Here is a 15,013-nt window from a genome sequence, read left to right on the forward strand (position 1 = left end):
ACAAAAAACTCGTCTCTAAAAAAGAGACGAGTTTGAACCCGTGGTACCACCCTTGTTGTTCATTACGAACCACTTTCCCGTTTATAACGAGGACAGGGGGCCTCGGCTTACTCTACTATTCGTTCAAGAAGCATCTCCGAAGTGCGCTTCATCTTTTTCTTCCGCACTAGGCTCACACCATCCCTAGCTCGCTTTCCTTCTAAAAAAGACTACTCTCTTCATCACAGACAGTATATTTAATTAATTATTGCTTATTATACATCTTTTCAAACAATTAGCAAGGGTCAATTACACCAAAGTGAAACTTAGCACTTTTTCTTTTGTATACGTGAAAATTGTGTTTTTCAAATCTAGAACTACGGAAATGATCTTTTAATACGACACGCTTTCTCGCCACTCGCTTCGCCTCCGCAATTGTTTCATCAGTAATATCATGATACAAAGCGAAATGTTTTAATCCTTTAATTCCGTCAGATTCTATGACAGTTTCTTCAAACATCGGATCGAGATAAACGATGTCATAGCTATTATCTTCACATTGTTTTAAAAATGCGAAGTGCTCCGTTTGCTTTACATCAATTCGTTGCATTGCTTCATCAATTTCAGAAACAGATGAAGACCATGTTTTCAAACCATTTTCCATAATATAAGCCATATACTCATTGCCTTCAAGTCCTGTTACTTTTCCGCTTTCACCAACAATATAACTAGCTACAATACTATCTGATGCCATCCCGAGCGTACAATCTAACACTGTCATTCCTCTCTCTAATTGCGTGGCTTGTACAAACGGATCATGTTCTCCGCGCATTAACCTTTTCACACGAAACATCGCTGAGTTCGGATGAAAGAAAAACGATTCTTCCGTACCTTTTGGATAAATAGCTAATCGGTTCTTCCCTACGACAAGTACATCTTGTTCATACTGTTCATGCAGCTTATGTACTGGTATGTCATTACGTTTAACGAAAGAAGCATTTAATTCTGCTGCTACCCTGTTTGCATAAGCTGTCATTTCTTTGTTCGTTCTTCCTGCTGTTGTTACTATCATTTTTTCACCTCTATATAAAGAAAAGAGGGAGATTTACTCTCCCCCTTCTTTAGCAATTCTTTTCGAAAGCTTGTTCTAAATTCGTAATAATTTCGTCCATAGTTGCACCTTCAATTTCATGACGGTGAATGAAGTGAACAACTTCTTTTCCTTTTAACAATGCCATAGATGGTGAAGACGGAGGAATTTCTCCGAAGTATTCACGCATTTTTGCAGTAGCATCTTTATCTTGACCTGCGAATACAGTTACAAGATGATCAGGTTGTTTTTCAGCACGAACAACCGCTTGACCTGCTGATGGACGTGCTAAACCAGCTGCACAACCACAAACAGAGTTTACAACTACTAAAGTTGTACCTGTTACGTTTTCCATAAATTCTGTTACAGCTTCTTCTGTAGTTAACTCTTCAAACCCAGAACGCACTAACTCTTGGCGCATTGGGATTACCATTTGGCGCATGTATTCTTCATAAGCATTTGACATCTTGTAATCTCTCCTTCAACTTTCATTCCAAATTCATCATATCACGCTCTATTAATAGGTGCAAAAGAAAGATAACGATGATTTCATTTTTTTGTAGGGATTTCACAAATCCCTTCGCGGCAATGTCCAACTGGGACAAGTTTTCTATTGTTAGCGATATAATCGTATACTTTACTTCCAAAACCAAGTACGATAGATAGCTTTATAAAAGGTACGGCAAACCAATAAGATGGAACGACCTTTGCTAATACATATATGCTATGAATGCCGTCATACCACTTATTATTTTTAAAAATATACAATCTTTGTTCCATCTTACTTTGTAGTTCTTGAGAAAGTTCATACTTCTCAACTACATCTTCATCTCGAAATGAAACAAATTTCACCTTACCCTTTTTATCTAATTTCTTCGTACGTTCTGCAACCGCCGTACACATCGGACACCAACTATCATAGAAAACAATCATACATTATTCTCCTTTACGAGACTCCGTCATTTGTTTCCATACAGAACCTTTTGCTTCCTCTCCGCCTTCAATACGCTCTAACGCTAGACGTGCTTGCATTGCTACTTCAAACTCTGGATCATCCTGCGCTGCTTTTAATGCTGGAATTGCACTTTCATCTCCTAGTTCAAATAAGAACATCGCTGCACGCCAGCGTACTAATTTACTTGGATCTTTCAGAGATTTAATCATAACGAACATCGCCGCCGGATCACCTACATCTGATAAACAATCTCCTGCAGTACGACGAACGCTTACAGAGCGATCTAATAAGGCTTTATATAATAACGGTAATACTTCATCACCTTTTACCATACCTAAATATGCTGTTGCTAAACGGCGAATCGAAACTTTTTCATCATCTAACGCCATCTTCAACACTGGAATATCTTCTTCAGTAGGATCCATTTGTTCTAAAGCTGCAAAACGTTTTTTCCAGTCAGCATCTTTCATCATCTCTTCTGTTACTTTATATGGCTCACGCTTTTGAATCGTTACTTCAACAGCACCTGCCTGATTTAATAATTCTTTAACCGTTTCATTTACACGTTCTTCCGGATAAGCAGCAACAATCTCTTCTACTACTTCTTTCCCGATTTCTTCAAAATTACCGTAACGTGTACTTTGTTCCACCCATTTACGTTCTTTTACAACGTTTGGTGCAGACATTTGCACTTTCATAATTGATTCTTTAAAACGGTCAGGTAAACCAACACGTTCTTCCGTCGTTCCATCTGTTAACTTTACTTGCATTGGAATTGTAAAGAACATTTGAACAAACACTTTCACTTCCCCAAAATGAGCAAGTTGTTGTTCTTCACTTTCTTCCACTACTTCTTCGCCAAAAACAGCACGAACTTGTTGTAATAACACTTTCCAGTCATACTTTGCATTTCGCTCCACCGCTAAAAAGTCGGCTACATGATATACACCTTTAATGCCTTCAATTTTCAAAATTTCTTGCACTTGCATTGGTGCTTGTTCTTTATTTTCATTTGTATAATTATTACGTGCTCCTGATGGTAATACTTCATTCAAAATAACTTTCATTGTATTTGGACTTGGCGTCGGTTCAATTGCTTTAATCTTCACGTAAATAACTCTCCTTTATTGCATGTTCTTAGCTGTATTGTAACATGTTATCACGCTATACTCCTACTCGGATGCTTAATTTTACTATTTACTTTTCTACATTGCTGGAAAGTTTCATTCATTCTATTTTCACCTAATCATTCCATAACTATAGTTAAAAGTGTAATTGACAATTACATAAAAAGGGATTAACCTTAACTCATAAATTGACCGTGGTCATTTTATGAACAAAGTCATTTAAAGGTGGAGTGATAACAAATGAACAATGTCATAATTATTGGTGGCGGTATTGCTGGACTTTGCGCAGCAATTTCCTTACAAAAAATAGGAATAGAAGTAAAAGTATATGATAAAAACAATGAGCCTACTGTTGCTGGTGCGGGTATTATCATTGCTCCAAATGCAATGCAAGCACTTGAGCCATACGGAATTTCTGAGAGAATAAAAAAATTCGGCAACGAAAGTAACGGCTTTAAACTTGTATCCGAAAAAGGAACTATTTTCAATAAATTGATTATCCCAGCTTGTTATCCTAAAATGTACTCTATTCATAGAAAAGATTTACATCAATTGCTACTTTCTGAACTAAAAGAAGATACTGTCGAATGGGGAAAAGAATGTGTAAAAATAGAACGAAATGAGGAAGACGCCTTAAAAATAGTATTTCAAGATGGTAGTGAAGCATTTGGCAATATACTGATTGCTGCCGATGGTATTCATTCTGTCGTTCGAAAACAAGTAACACAAAGGGATAATTATCGTTATGCAGGATATACGTGTTGGCGCGGCGTAACTCCTACTAATAATCTTTCTTTAACAAATGACTTTATTGAAACTTGGGGAGCGAACGGTAGATTTGGTATCGTCCCTCTTCCCAACAACGAAGTATACTGGTATGCGCTCATAAACGCGAAAGCTAGAGATCCAAAATACAAAGCTTACACAACAGCAGATTTATATAATCATTTCAAATCTTACCACAATCCCATACCATCTATTTTGCATAATGCATCGGACGTTCATATGATTCATCGTGATATTATAGACATCACTCCAATGAAACAGTTTTTTGACAAACGCATCGTATTCATTGGGGATGCTGCCCATGCACTTACTCCGAATTTAGGCCAAGGTGCTTGCCAAGCAATTGAAGATGCGATTATTCTGGCTGAATGCATTAAAAATAATGCTCATTATCGTCAAGCATTTTTAGAATACGAACAAAAACGACGAGATAGAATTGAAAAAATCTCAAATACTGCATGGAAAGTTGGAAAAATGGCACAAATAGAAAGTAAACCTTTAACTATAGTAAGAAACGAAGTAATGAAACGTATGCCAAAATGGGTTTCTGAAAAGCAAACACATGAACTATATAGTTTTCATTTATAACATGTAACTATAATGAAAACTATAAACAGAATTATGACGTAAGATTCTATTTGAGATTATCTCTTAAACAGATATAATTGTTTTTGTTAGGAGTAGATAAAATGCTTAGAGAAACGAGAAAAAAAGAGTTAAAGGAACTTATATTCCTAAAAGCAGTACAGCTCTTTCAAGAACGCGGGTACGAAAATGTAACGGTTCAAGATATTACTACTGCATGTGGGATAGCGAAGGGCACTTTCTTCAACTACTTTCCGAAAAAGGAAAACATATTATTATTTTTAGGTGATTCTCAAATTGAGCTATGGAATGAAAGTTTAAAAACTTACGAAAATGTGGAACATCCAAAAGAAAGAATCAAACTTGTTTTAGGCGATTTACTGGATCGATTTACTGGACATGGTGATTTAATGAAGCATGCCGTCTTTGAGATTATAAAGTCAAACTACTTAGTAGAAAATGAATTAAAAAGTATACAACAGCTACAAGAAGGTTTGTCTTCAATTATTACAGAAGCGAAAGAGGCAGGAAAATTAAACAGTCAATGGGATATAAATATTATCACTTCTACTGTTATGAGCACTTATTTTTATACACTAATGTCGCATTCGCTACTACATGGAAATGAAATCAATGCGAAAAATATTCTCAATCAACAATTAGATGTTGTTTGGGAAGGTATTAATCAAAAGTGATAGAGGGCTATGTTACTAGACCCTCTTATTACGATGCCCCCTCCCGCCTTCTCTCCAAAAAGGTTATACTCTCAATCACAACTTCAGTTCTATATATTCTCTTGCCTTGTTCATCATCGTAATTACTCGTCTGAATACGCCCTGTAATCCCAACAAGTGAGCCCTTCTTACAATATTCAGTTACATTCTCAGCCGATTTTCGCCATACGACACAATTAATAAAGTCTACTTGTTGTTCACCTAAACTATTTCGAAATCCTCTATTCACCGCAACACATGCTCGTGCATACGCGACGCCTTGCTTTGTGTAGTATAATTCTGGCTCCTTTGTCAATCTACCGATTAATACAACTCGATTCATCATAAGTTATACCACCTCACATATTTTTCTTCATTGTAAATAAAAATGTATGAAGGGTAAAAAGCGTAAAATAATATATTTTAAAGTAAAAAAGATTATTTTTTATGCTATAAAAGAAAAAAAGAAACCTCACATATTTTAAACATGTAAGGTTTCAAAATTTATACTTCACTGCATGAAATGTAATATCCTCCACGGGCCATCTTTATTTCCGCACGATACAATACTTCTTCTAAATAAAAAGTTATCGGTTTTACTTTACTCTCAAATTTAAGTTGTTCATTACATTCAGCTGCATAACTTTCAATAGCTGAAGTAATAACTTCTCCCGATGGATACGTTAAAGCATCATCTAGTTCTATGAAAAAACTTTTAGAAAATAGTTTTTTCATAATCCCTTTCTTCTCTTTCATCATATTCCATCCCCTTCAATTTAAAGTTACCAACATCCCATATTATACCACATCATCAATTTATCTTTGAAAATAAAAAAATCCTGCATTTTTCATGCAGGATTTTTTATTAGTCATTTTTCGTAAAGTAAGAAACGAAACGAAGAATTTCTAAGTATAACCAAACTAATGTAAGCATTAGTCCCATTGCAGTGTACCACTCCATATATTTCGGAGCTTGACTACGTACACCATTTTCGATTAAATCGAAATCTAGTAATAAGTTTAATGCAGCAACCACGATAACAACTGCACTAATAATAATACCGATTGTACCGCCTTGGTGAATGTACGGAACTGTTACACCAAACATGTTTAATAGAAATACGACTAAGTACATAACCATAATTCCAAGTGTCGCTGCCATCACGCCTGTACGGAATTTATCCGTTACCTTTACTACGCGTGTTGCATATAACACTAACATTGCAAATAGAATTGAGATTGTTAGTAATACAGCATTTAAAACGATAGAATCGCCAAACTTCATTGTATAAACAGCTGAAATACTACCTAATACAACCCCTTCTACCGCCGCATAGATTGGTGCACCAAAAGGTGAAATACGCGGGAAGAACATAGACGCAAATGCGATGATTGCCGCAACGATTAAAGCGCCAATTAATACTGGCATCTTCATCGTACCCTCTATCATCTGTATGTATGAATAGACAGACGTTGCAAGTAGCAAGATAAGCATAATAAACGTTTTGCCTACTGTTCCGCCAATAGTCATCGCAGAAGCACTTGCTCCTTCTTTACGGAATGCCTCTTTTTTCAACATTGGATTAGATGTTCTCATTTTTTCCCTCCTAAAATAGGTTCTACCAATAGTGTAAAGTTTTTCTCTTTACTTTTCAATATATGCAGCTTGTTTTTATTTTAATCCTTCAACAATGTCCGATAGTTCACTCCATCTTTCCATCGTTTTTTCTAGCTCTTCTTCTGTTTTCTGCTGTGCTTCAGACAATTCTTGCGCTTTCGTAAAATCAGAACCAACATTCGCAAGCTCTTCTCCAATTGATTCTAGCTTTTCTTCAAGTTCCGCAATTGTATCTTCAATAGTTTCCCATTCGCGCTGCTCGTTATATGAAAGTTTACGCTTACGTTGTTGTTTCGGTGCTTCTTCCACTACTTTTTTCTCTTTCTGCACTTCCGCTTTCTCAATAAGTTCTCTCGTTTTTTCCATTTCTAAGTAATCAGTATAGCTACCTAAAAATTCACGTACTTCTCCTTCTCCCGTAAAGATGAACAATTCATCTACTACTTTATCTAAGAAGTAACGATCATGCGATACAGTTAAAACGACACCCGGGAAATCTTCTAAATAATCTTCTAATACAGTTAATGTTTGTGTATCTAGATCATTCGTAGGCTCATCGAGTAATAGTACGTTCGGTTCTCCCATTAATATACGTAATAAGTATAAACGTCTTCTTTCACCGCCAGATAATTTGCCAAGCGGTGTACCATGTGAATGTGGTGGGAATAAGAAACGTTCTAACATTTGAGATGCACCAATTACTTTTCCGTCTGTCGTATGAATGACTTCCGCGATTTCTTTAATGTATTCAATCATACGTTGATTTAAATTCATTTCTTCATTTTCTTGCGTATAGTAAGCGATTTTTACTGTTTGCCCAACTTCAATTTCACCACTATCAGGAGATATTTTACCTGCAAGCATATTTAATAGCGAAGATTTCCCGCTTCCATTCGCTCCAATAATTCCGATACGATCGCCTGGTTTCACGATATGATTGAAGTTGTTTAATACTGTTTTATCGCCAAATTTTTTCGTTACATCTTTTAACTCAAGTACTTTTTTCCCAAGGCGACTACCGCTAAGCGCAATATCAACTGACTGTTTTGCAGCTGGACCTTCTTGACCTTTTAACTCTTCAAATCGTTGAATACGTGCCTTTTGCTTTGTCGAACGAGCTTTTGCACCACGGCGAATCCACGCTAGTTCACGCCGATATAAGTTTTGACGTTTTGATTCTTGTGCAAGTTCTTGTTCTTCACGAAGTGCTTTCGCTTCTAAAAACGTACTGTAATTCCCTTCATAACTATACAGTTTTCCATTGTCTAATTCGAAAATACGATTCGTCACACGATCTAAGAAATAACGATCATGGGTTACAAGTAATACCGCACCTGTGTACCTTGCTAAATATTCCTCTAACCACTCAACTGTCTCATGGTCAAGATGGTTCGTAGGCTCATCTAAAATTAATAGATCCGGTGTTTCAATAAAACACTGCGCCATCGCAATACGTTTTTTCTGCCCACCAGATAAATTTCCAACAGTTGCTGTGAAATCCGTAATTCCTAGTTTCGTTAATAACGATTTTGCATTCGCATTTGCTTCCCACGCACTCATTGCGTCCATACGTTGTTGCACTGCAAATAATTGTTCTTGTACCTTTTCATTACTTGGATCTTTTTCGATATGTAATAGCGCCTTTTCATAATCACGAAGAAGACGAATTAAAGGTGTATCACCATGGAAGACTTGTTCTAATACTGTTAATTGTTCATCAAACTCTGGTTGCTGTGATAAATAACTAATTGTATACCCACGCGAATGAGTCATATCACCTGTGTCAGGAATTTCTGCCCCTGCAATAATTTTTAACAACGTTGATTTACCAGTACCATTTACACCGATAATTCCGGCACGTTGTCCTTCTGCAATACTAAATGATAATCCATCAAATAACGGTTTCTCTCCATATGATTTTGATAAGTTTTCCACAGTTAACATTTTCATATTTGTGCATTCCACTCTTTCATAAATTGTTCAATAAACTGTTCCATATAACGATGACGAACTTCAGCCTCTTGTTTTGCTGCATTCGTATTCATTAAGTCTTTTAGTTTTAAAAGTTTTTCATAAAAATGATTTAAAGATGGGTCATTATTTTTTCTATATTCATCTTTCGTCATCACTTCACGAGAAGGAATAGTTGGATCATACATTAGTCTCCCTTTCGCCCCGCCATAAGCAAATGTGCGAGCTATTCCAATTGCACCAAGAGCGTCTAAGCGATCTGCATCTTGAACAATCTTCCCTTCAATTGACTCCACTTTACCGCCATGACCACCTTTATAAGACATATTGGCGATAATATGAAGAACATGCTTACTTTCCTCTTCTTCAACATGTAACTCTTCTAACCAATCAGAAACTTTTTTCATTCCTGCTTCTTCACTTTCATTTAACTTCTCATCCGCCACATCGTGAAGTAATGCTGCCATTTCAATTATAAAACGATTTCCTCCTTCTTGCTCAGATAAAGAAATCGCCAGTTTATGTACACGCTCAATATGATACCAATCATGCCCACTCGCATCTTTTTCTAAAATATGTTTTACAAAAGTAATTGTTTTTTCTATCTTTTCTTGTTTTGTCATTTTATCTTCACCCAGTTACTTATTGTAACACGCCCGCATTTTTTCATCACATATTTTCTTGTCCGCCCATACACTAGGTGGTAGGCATCATCATGAAGGAGGAATAAATATGTTCTATAATAATCAACCGCCTTACCCACAACAACCATTTTACCCTCAGGTGCAAGAACAAGAACAAAGATATACAGAACAATATGAAGAACAAGAGCAACAATATGAACAAAATCCATATGCAGCGCCACAAACTCAAGAACAACAATTTCAACAAAATCCATATGACACACGTCCAAGTTACGAATATCCTCAAAATCCATATGCAGTACCACAAACTCAAGAGCAACAATTTCAACAAAATCCATATGTAGCACCGCAAACTCAAGAACAACAATTTCAACAAAATCCATATGTAGCAGCACAAACTCAAGAACAACAGTTTCAACAAAACCCATACCCAACTCAGCCACAACAAACTCAAGTACAACAACAAATGTATCAACCAAACTACGATGCACGTGTCTCACCACCTAAACCGCCAACATTAGATATTACACAACCACAAATTTTACCGCCTGGACCAACACTGGATATTACACAGCCTCAAATTTTACCACCTGGACCAATTACAGAACCAACGCAACAACAGATTCAACAAGTTGTCGGTACACAGTTCTTACCTTTAAAGAAACCTGTACTAGATTTCGTAAAACCTTGGGTAGATTACGGTTTAAATGAAGCAAAACATACATCACATAAACACGCTTTAACAGAAGTTGCTGCCATTATGTTTTTAGTTGGGAAAGGCTTTAATCCAACGATTGCACATTATATTGTGGAATCTTGGGAGAAGAATGAGCAGTTTTAGTTTTATGCTATATAAAAAGATAAAAGTGCCACAAATGTCTGCTGTACAAACATTTGTGGCACTTTTTATTTTTCACGTTATATCTTTTCTAAAATAGTATTAAATTAATCTTGTCTTCCGCTCTTCTATCCGAATTACTTTTCCACTTTGATATACAAATGATTGTTCACCAAATCCACTTTTGGGTGGTTCTATTAGCTGAACCTGACCATTTTCAACAATATATATTCCGTTTATTTCTTAATCAATTTCAGCTGTCATTTCAACAAGATTTTCTTTTCTAATTCCCACCAAGATTACTCCCATATGTTATTATTACTTTGTCGAAGTAAGTGGTTTTATTCATCCACTACGTGAGTAAAGGTGTGAAAATTTTTGAGTAATATGAATAAAAGCCGAATTGAAATTCTAAAAATGAAAGCAAAAAGAACTGGTAGTAGAAAAGAACTCGTAGACGAACTTTCTAATATTGTTACAGTTTCTATGGACTCATTTATGGATCCAAAATCTAATGATTTATTTTGTAAAGACTTATTTAACACGCTAACACAAACTTCAAACATAAAAAACTTTGGTAGCACTAATTATGAAGAAAACAGAAGACTATCAATAGTACTGTTAAAAGAAACAGCTAAAACCATTAAATTTCCAGTTGATCAAGGGAGGCTCTTTTTCTCTAAGGGTGGTAAAATTGAAGCAGTTAAACTGAACATTGGTGAAGTATTTGAGAATTTAGAAGAGTTATCAACCATATCAAAATTTCTAACTGGATATGCAGATTTTGTATTAGTTGGGGATGATTTAGAATTCGGGATCGTTATTGAGCGCACTGAATATCACTACGAATTCAGTATGTGGGGCGTATCCACAATATGAAATACGAAAATACAAAAGACCACTTCAAAATGAGAGTGGTCTTTTTATTACTTTATCTATCAACCTTTTCAAATGATTCATATCAACACTTTCTTTTAAGACCTTTTCTTCCTAGGACCTATAATCAATTTAATCGCCGTTCTTTCTTGATCATTAATAGTAACCTCTTGAAATGCTGGAACAAAGGCTAAGTCAATACCACCTGGAGCAACAAATCCTCTTGCGATTGCAATTGCTTTAATCGCTTGGTTTAATGAACCCGCTCCAATCGCTTGAATTTCTACATTTCCACTTGTTCTTAGTACACCTGCTATTGCACCTGCGACTGAATTGGGGCTTGATTTTGAAGATACTTTTAATATATTTTCCATGTAAGTTGCTCCCTCTATTATTTAATTACTCTTTTGTTACCGTATAAAATATTTCAACGTATCTTTAACTACTATTCACACCAAAAGCAAACAATACTACATATGTACATTCATTCGATACTTTTTCTCTTCTTCCTGCCGTGCTACGTAAATAAAGGTCAACGACTCCAAACCTTATATATACAAATATTTAAAAGATATAAATTCACTTAAACAATCACATCATTGTAACTGAAGATACTCGTTTTACTTTTGCAGGTGCAATTACAATTTAAAAAGCATTCCTGCTACATTTCAAGAATTCGCTACCAAATACTTAACCTTTGTGCCTTCAAAAATTCCCTTTGTACCTTTTTGTTAATCTAATAAACATGAAAAAGCACCGAACTTTACTACTACAAAAGTTCGGTACTTTTTTCTCATTCTTTCTTATTTCTCCACATAAACCGACTTAACGATTGTACGATTATATGGTTGTCCTTCTTTATTCATCCCTTTTATATCCATCGTAACGTTATATACTCCTGGTTGCTTTATGTCCTTCAAAGCACCAGTAAATGTATTGTTATTCACATTTTGTAATTCATTATATTCAGAGACTAGTTTCCCTTCTTTATTCACGACTCTTACTGTTATGGAAAGATTTCCTTTCATTTCAGGTGCCACAGGTGATTTTTTCAGTTTATACTCAGATTTATTTGCTTTTACTTTTGTAGGCATTTGAAGAACAAATGGTGCGCTATTCTTGTAATCGCTTACAACTAAATATGCATCTTTCGACTGCTTCGCCATCATTTTAACTTTCCATTCTCCTACATCCATTTTATCAAATTTAAATGTTTTAATTGTCGCGCCACCAAAGAAAGATTCATCTTCACCAGTAGTTATAACACTATCCTTATTTGTATACACTTTTCCTTTTGGTGATATCATTTGTACTTCTACATCCGACGAAGCAGTTAATATAGAAACAATTCCTTCTGCCTTTTTATCAACCGCAACAGTTTGCTCTATCCACTGATTTTGTGGCAATTCCCCTCCTAAAATGCTTTGATTTGAAGTTGTATTTAATTGTTCTATATTTTCATTTGAACTAGTGCTGGATGCTACTAAAGCTGGAACCGGTACATTTGCTGTACGTAAATACGGTTCAATTCGTGAGAACACAGCAGATCCTTTTCGTATATTATCATGATCAAATCTAGAATCTGTAAATAAATGCGTTCCATACGGCAGCTTAGCACTCCACTCATTTACTAGTCCATCATTTGAACCGTATGATGACAAATATAATCCACCCATTGATAACGCCGAAAATACAGGGCCCCAGCTAGTCCCAGTAACTGTATAATAACGGTTTAATTTAGCTGCTGGATTATTATCAATCGTTGAACGAAATTTTGCCATTTCGCCCATTTGTAATGAATACGTACCATCATCTTTTTGACCTAATATAGAAGCAAGCCATCCTGCCCACCAACTATATGATAAATCCGCTAAGTTTGATCCATGATGTGGCGTCGCAAGTGTAATAACATTTCCGACAAATCGATTTGCCCCATATTCTACTAATGCAGCTTGTGTATCGATACCACCTTTACTATGTGCTACAATATTAACTTTTTTACCGAAATGATTATATATTTCTTCTAATTTTTGTGCTAACAATTTTCCGTTATCCCACTGACTAGCTGACCCTTTCCCAGCAGCATCATATAATTGTATAAATACTGTTTGATAGCCTGCTTTCAAAGCATAGTCATACATATCATTCATATCGTGATATACTGTCTTTCCATACCAACTATCAGCATTCCCATTCCTTCCTTGCACAAAGAGAATTGGAGGCTTACTTTCATCATAATTAGCAGGTTTTTGACCTAAAAACCATTCTCCAGGTGTAAAGACTTCTTGATCTGGAAAGCCTGTTTTAAGCTCTTTTACAACTTCTGCTCGCACATTTGTGCTAATCATTGGAACCATGATAAAAAATACAATTAGTAAGGCAACACATCTTCTCATCAATCGCATGTTACTCCCCCCACATTTTTTGAAAGAAGGTGCTCGTTGTAATATTTTTTATCTTCTCTCTTAATACTAGATAATCTTTGTACTTAAACAAGACCCTGTCCCTATTCTTAAGAGATTACTAGTCCCCCTTCTTCCTTAACACACGTTATTCTCTTTGTTTCTATCTCTTCCTTTTGAGTGAACGCTACAAAAAAGTTTCTCAACAATTGTTAACTTTACTGAATCTAATATCCCCCAATTATTATTGTTTATATAAAGCATACAAATCTTGAAAAAACTTTAGTAAAAAAACACTTTATTATCAGCTAGTTATAAAAAAAGTTAATGAATATATGTGCTTTTATTTAATTAAATACAAACTAAACAAAATAGAAGCTAATATTGTAAGACTTTCCTATCATTAAATATTAAACTGAATTTTATGAATAGATACTAATATTTCCAGAAACATATATTATGATAATTTTCGCAGACTTGAATTAAACTTTTAGAAGTACTAACCTATTGGTGAGCAGAAGAAAATTCTGTAAAAAGAAAGGAGAATGCTTTATGATGACCGATTTACAAAAGGAGTTTTTTAAACGATTAAAAATTCCTGCAAAAGAAATAACATTTGATGATTTAGATGCAATTCTCTTAAAAATGGGATTGATTCTCCCCTATGAAAATCTCGATATTATGGCTGGTACTATTAAAAACATCTCAAAAAATAACTTAATAGAAAAGTTACTTATTCAAAAACGAGGCGGTCTTTGTTATGAATTAAACTCCTTATTGTATTACTTTTTAATGGATTGTGGATTTCAAGTATATAAAGTAGCTGGTACTGTTTATGACCTTTATGATAATAAATGGAAACCCGATGATGGTCATGTCATTATCATATTACATCATAATAATAAAGATTATGTTATAGACGCCGGTTTTGCCTCTCATCTACCTTTACATCCAGTCCCTTTTAACGGAAAAGTCATCTCTTCTCAAACGGGTGAATATCGAATTCGCAAACGAATTACCCGAAAAGGTACACACATTTTAGAAATGAGAAAAGGAGCTAACGGGGAATCTACAAATTTCTTGCAATCTGAACCTTCAGATGAATGGAAAATAGGCTATGCCTTCACTTTAAATCCAATAGATGAGAAAAAGGTTAATAATATCCAGAAAATCATTGTAGAACATAAAGAATCTCCTTTTAATAAGGGAGCTATCACTTGTAAATTAACTAATTATGGTCACATATCATTAACAAATAAAAATTATACAGAAACCTTTAAAGGCACCAAAAATAAACGTCCAATAGAATTAAAAGATTATGCTCGCATTCTTCGTGAATCTTTTGGAATAACGCAAGTGAAATATGTAGGAAAAACACTAGAAAGAGGTTAGTTGACTAAAAGTATTTCATAATAAAGCAGATTCCATA

17 protein-coding genes and 1 other annotated feature are annotated in these 15,013 nt (G+C 35.1%); of the genes, 5 read left to right on the forward strand and 12 right to left on the reverse strand.

What is annotated here, in order from left to right; all coding sequences use genetic code 11:
* Positions 1-19: 19 nt before the first annotated feature.
* Positions 20-234, reverse strand: a binding site (T-box leader).
* A gap of 40 nt (positions 235-274) precedes the next feature.
* From BAQ46_RS18450 to BAQ46_RS18465, 4 genes are all read right to left on the reverse strand, one after another.
* Entirely contained in the window at positions 275-1,051 is a 777-nt protein-coding gene (locus BAQ46_RS18450) for a class I SAM-dependent methyltransferase (RefSeq protein ID WP_000637441.1), read from the reverse strand.
* Between the two features lie 49 nt (positions 1,052-1,100).
* The gene (locus BAQ46_RS18455; RefSeq protein WP_000063713.1) at positions 1,101-1,535 is read right to left on the reverse strand and encodes a BrxA/BrxB family bacilliredoxin; all 435 of its coding nucleotides are present in this window, start codon (positions 1,533-1,535) and stop codon (positions 1,101-1,103) included.
* Positions 1,536-1,618: 83 nt separating this feature from the next.
* On the reverse strand, positions 1,619-2,002 hold the full coding sequence (locus tag BAQ46_RS18460) for a thiol-disulfide oxidoreductase DCC family protein (RefSeq protein ID WP_071742393.1): 384 nt from the start codon (positions 2,000-2,002) through the stop codon (positions 1,619-1,621).
* 3 nt (positions 2,003-2,005) lie between these two features.
* Positions 2,006-3,133: a conserved virulence factor C family protein gene (locus BAQ46_RS18465; RefSeq protein WP_000692572.1), complete on the reverse strand. Its 1,128-nt coding sequence runs from the start codon at positions 3,131-3,133 to the stop codon at positions 2,006-2,008.
* Between the two features lie 258 nt (positions 3,134-3,391).
* On the opposite strand from BAQ46_RS18465, the gene BAQ46_RS18470 reads away from it, so the two are divergent.
* Positions 3,392-4,525, forward strand: a complete 1,134-nt coding sequence (locus BAQ46_RS18470) for an FAD-dependent oxidoreductase (RefSeq protein ID WP_071742395.1) — start codon at positions 3,392-3,394, stop codon at positions 4,523-4,525.
* Between the two features lie 101 nt (positions 4,526-4,626).
* On the forward strand, positions 4,627-5,217 hold the full coding sequence (locus BAQ46_RS18475) for a TetR/AcrR family transcriptional regulator (RefSeq protein ID WP_000943174.1): 591 nt from the start codon (positions 4,627-4,629) through the stop codon (positions 5,215-5,217).
* Between the two features lie 28 nt (positions 5,218-5,245).
* Here the strand turns inward: BAQ46_RS18475 and BAQ46_RS18480 are convergent, their stop codons facing one another.
* The 5 genes from BAQ46_RS18480 to BAQ46_RS18500 all read right to left on the reverse strand — a co-directional run bounded on the left by BAQ46_RS18480 (position 5,246) and on the right by BAQ46_RS18500 (position 9,447).
* Complete coding sequence (locus BAQ46_RS18480) at positions 5,246-5,581, reverse strand: single-stranded DNA-binding protein (RefSeq protein ID WP_000982010.1); 336 nt, start codon at positions 5,579-5,581, stop codon at positions 5,246-5,248.
* Between the two features lie 158 nt (positions 5,582-5,739).
* Positions 5,740-5,994, reverse strand: a complete 255-nt coding sequence (locus BAQ46_RS18485; protein ID WP_000975123.1) for a DUF4318 domain-containing protein — start codon at positions 5,992-5,994, stop codon at positions 5,740-5,742.
* A gap of 106 nt (positions 5,995-6,100) precedes the next feature.
* A complete protein-coding gene (locus tag BAQ46_RS18490; RefSeq protein ID WP_001260642.1) occupies positions 6,101-6,832 on the reverse strand; it encodes a Bax inhibitor-1/YccA family protein in 732 nt (243 codons plus the stop codon).
* Between the two features lie 75 nt (positions 6,833-6,907).
* A complete protein-coding gene (locus BAQ46_RS18495; protein ID WP_000783207.1) occupies positions 6,908-8,803 on the reverse strand; it encodes an ABC-F family ATP-binding cassette domain-containing protein in 1,896 nt (631 codons plus the stop codon).
* Positions 8,800-9,447, reverse strand: coding sequence for an HD domain-containing protein (locus BAQ46_RS18500; RefSeq protein ID WP_071742398.1), 648 nt, complete (start codon positions 9,445-9,447; stop codon positions 8,800-8,802). The genes BAQ46_RS18495 and BAQ46_RS18500 overlap by 4 nt, the downstream gene beginning before the upstream one ends.
* Before the next feature lie 109 nt (positions 9,448-9,556).
* Here BAQ46_RS18500 and BAQ46_RS18505 point away from each other — a divergent pair, with 109 nt between their 5' ends.
* Entirely contained in the window at positions 9,557-10,309 is a 753-nt protein-coding gene (locus BAQ46_RS18505; RefSeq protein ID WP_071742400.1) for a hypothetical protein, read from the forward strand.
* A 99-nt stretch (positions 10,310-10,408) separates the two neighbouring features.
* Here BAQ46_RS18505 and BAQ46_RS18510 read toward each other — a convergent pair whose 3' ends face one another.
* Positions 10,409-10,546 (reverse strand): DUF3954 domain-containing protein, encoded by a 138-nt coding sequence (locus tag BAQ46_RS18510; protein ID WP_239696950.1) that lies wholly within the window; start codon positions 10,544-10,546, stop codon positions 10,409-10,411.
* Positions 10,547-10,684: 138 nt separating this feature from the next.
* Here BAQ46_RS18510 and BAQ46_RS18515 point away from each other — a divergent pair, with 138 nt between their 5' ends.
* The gene (locus BAQ46_RS18515; protein WP_000069081.1) at positions 10,685-11,185 is read left to right on the forward strand and encodes a YxiF family protein; all 501 of its coding nucleotides are present in this window, start codon (positions 10,685-10,687) and stop codon (positions 11,183-11,185) included.
* Between the two features lie 95 nt (positions 11,186-11,280).
* On the opposite strand, the gene spoVS is transcribed toward BAQ46_RS18515, so the two are convergent.
* Positions 11,281-11,556, reverse strand: a complete 276-nt coding sequence (gene spoVS, locus BAQ46_RS18520; protein ID WP_000427804.1) for a stage V sporulation protein SpoVS — start codon at positions 11,554-11,556, stop codon at positions 11,281-11,283.
* 429 nt (positions 11,557-11,985) lie between these two features.
* The gene (locus BAQ46_RS18525; RefSeq protein WP_001238724.1) at positions 11,986-13,587 is read right to left on the reverse strand and encodes a lipase family alpha/beta hydrolase; all 1,602 of its coding nucleotides are present in this window, start codon (positions 13,585-13,587) and stop codon (positions 11,986-11,988) included.
* Between the two features lie 549 nt (positions 13,588-14,136).
* On the opposite strand from BAQ46_RS18525, the gene BAQ46_RS18530 reads away from it, so the two are divergent.
* Positions 14,137-14,976 carry an arylamine N-acetyltransferase family protein gene (locus BAQ46_RS18530; protein ID WP_000988051.1) on the forward strand — a complete coding sequence of 280 codons (840 nt, stop codon included), beginning with the start codon at positions 14,137-14,139 and terminating at the stop codon, positions 14,974-14,976.
* The last annotated feature ends 37 nt before the right edge of the window (positions 14,977-15,013 follow it).

It is taken from the genome of Bacillus paranthracis (genome assembly GCF_001883995.1).
Taxonomy (GTDB): Bacteria; Bacillota; Bacilli; order Bacillales; family Bacillaceae_G; genus Bacillus_A; species Bacillus_A paranthracis.

Excerpts from the sequence above, each read along its gene's own strand:
- BAQ46_RS18450 (WP_000637441.1), bottom strand. The coding sequence starts at position 1,051 with ATGATAGTAACAACAGCAGGAAGAACGAACAAAGAAATGACAGCTTAT.
- BAQ46_RS18455 (WP_000063713.1), bottom strand. The coding sequence starts at position 1,535 with ATGTCAAATGCTTATGAAGAATACATGCGCCAAATGGTAATCCCAATG.
- BAQ46_RS18460 (WP_071742393.1), bottom strand. The coding sequence starts at position 2,002 with ATGATTGTTTTCTATGATAGTTGGTGTCCGATGTGTACGGCGGTTGCA.
- BAQ46_RS18470 (WP_071742395.1), top strand. The coding sequence starts at position 3,392 with ATGAACAATGTCATAATTATTGGTGGCGGTATTGCTGGACTTTGCGCA.
- BAQ46_RS18475 (WP_000943174.1), top strand. The coding sequence starts at position 4,627 with ATGCTTAGAGAAACGAGAAAAAAAGAGTTAAAGGAACTTATATTCCTA.
- BAQ46_RS18480 (WP_000982010.1), bottom strand. The coding sequence starts at position 5,581 with ATGATGAATCGAGTTGTATTAATCGGTAGATTGACAAAGGAGCCAGAA.
- BAQ46_RS18485 (WP_000975123.1), bottom strand. The coding sequence starts at position 5,994 with ATGATGAAAGAGAAGAAAGGGATTATGAAAAAACTATTTTCTAAAAGT.
- BAQ46_RS18490 (WP_001260642.1), bottom strand. The coding sequence starts at position 6,832 with ATGAGAACATCTAATCCAATGTTGAAAAAAGAGGCATTCCGTAAAGAA.
- BAQ46_RS18495 (WP_000783207.1), bottom strand. The coding sequence starts at position 8,803 with ATGAAAATGTTAACTGTGGAAAACTTATCAAAATCATATGGAGAGAAA.
- BAQ46_RS18500 (WP_071742398.1), bottom strand. The coding sequence starts at position 9,447 with ATGACAAAACAAGAAAAGATAGAAAAAACAATTACTTTTGTAAAACAT.
- BAQ46_RS18505 (WP_071742400.1), top strand. The coding sequence starts at position 9,557 with ATGTTCTATAATAATCAACCGCCTTACCCACAACAACCATTTTACCCT.
- spoVS (WP_000427804.1), bottom strand. The coding sequence starts at position 11,556 with ATGGAAAATATATTAAAAGTATCTTCAAAATCAAGCCCCAATTCAGTC.
- BAQ46_RS18525 (WP_001238724.1), bottom strand. The coding sequence starts at position 13,587 with ATGCGATTGATGAGAAGATGTGTTGCCTTACTAATTGTATTTTTTATC.
- BAQ46_RS18530 (WP_000988051.1), top strand. The coding sequence starts at position 14,137 with ATGATGACCGATTTACAAAAGGAGTTTTTTAAACGATTAAAAATTCCT.